Annotated in this window: 1 protein-coding gene; it reads left to right on the top strand. The window is 48.7% G+C overall.

Features of this window, described 5'->3' with window-relative positions:
• Positions 1-43: 43 nt before the first annotated feature.
• Positions 44-1,414 (top strand): RHS repeat domain-containing protein (locus FMS18_RS20115; RefSeq protein WP_163296438.1); only part of this gene is annotated, 1,371 nt, incomplete at its 3' end.

The raw sequence follows: 1,414 nt of genomic DNA, 5'->3' as shown, positions 1-1,414 counted from the left end.
AGTTCAGGGCATACTTCCGCAACTTTAACACAGGTAGCAAATAATGAACTTTTCTGATTACCGGATGGAACGCAGGTCCCGAAAAGAACTCACAACCGGACTGGTGCTTTACGGAGAAAACGAGCCAGCCGAGATGCAGATCGACAATCTCTGGAAAATTGTTGATCGCCGAACAGGTGAAGAACTGGCAGATCCCAAAGGAGATTTTTCAGAATTCTCAACTGGTGACCGTATGTACCCTTCCATGATGAAACCCGAGGTCAAACGCAGGTGGGACCAGAAAAATTACGAGTGGGAAGAAACCAAAGCCATGCATGCCAAGCTAAAACGCATGGTCCACGCCCAGTTCATGCAGGAAAATCCCAATCTGCCTGTGGTGCAGGGATTAAAAGAGACCACTTACGGAAACGAAGTCCAAACCGAGTTCAAGAAGCATGTGAACGATTACAATTCCAGACTCAAATCTCAAGCATCCCAATCAAGAACACCCCAGACCGGAACCGGGGACTCAATCCGCGATGAGATGCAGCGTGACAATGTGGACATCAACGAAATCGCGGATGAAGTTCTCCAGTTCCTGACACCTAAAACTGAAGAAACCTATGGGGTGCTGGCTGTAAATCGGGATGAAAATCTTAGAATCGAAGATAAGGTGTTGCTATCCGCTGAATCGAGCCATGTTCTGGAATACCGCTATGATGACAAAGGTCGACTTCAGGCAGCGACTTACTGCGGCGAACCTGTGGAAGCCTATCGTTACAACCAGTTGGGGCAACGGGTGTTCTCTCAGGTCGCAGGCGGTGAGAAGCTGGAGTACAGCTACAACGACCTTGGACAACTGGTGCGTGCTGGCGACACTATATATGTTTACGATCAAGACGGCGACCTCTCTGAAAAGAAGACCCCGGAAGGAACCACCAGATACGAATATCTGAAAACCGGACAGCTCTGCGAAGTCCATCTGCCTGATGGTACCGACATTGAATACCGCTTTGATGAGCGCGGTTTCAGGACTGAAAAATATATCAATGGTCAACTGGTTCAACGTTACCAATGGGAAAATTTAACAACCCTTGCCGCAGTGGAAGATGCAGAAGGTATCAGCAAATTTCACTACAATGAACATGGCCGCGCAATGGGAATGATCCGTAATGGTCAGGTATTTCTCTTTGCGACCGATCAGTTGGGGAGTGTCTTTATTGTTGCCGATCCATCAGGAAATAGTGTACAGGAAGTTCTATATGATTCTTTCGGCAGAAGGATACTGAACAGCAATCCCGAACATGATCCGCTGCTCGGTTTCTGCGGTGGTCTCTACGACTGCAACACCGGACTGATCCATTTCGGCTACCGCGAGTACGATCCTGTCATCGGCAGGTTCATATCTCCTGATCCGCTCGGATATGCTGGCGGG

The organism is Desulfovibrio sp. JC022, from assembly GCF_010470665.1.
GTDB lineage: Bacteria > Desulfobacterota > Desulfovibrionia > Desulfovibrionales > Desulfovibrionaceae > Maridesulfovibrio.
The sequence above is the reverse complement of the archived record's forward strand: the minus strand, read 5'-3'. Positions and strand labels throughout refer to the sequence as shown.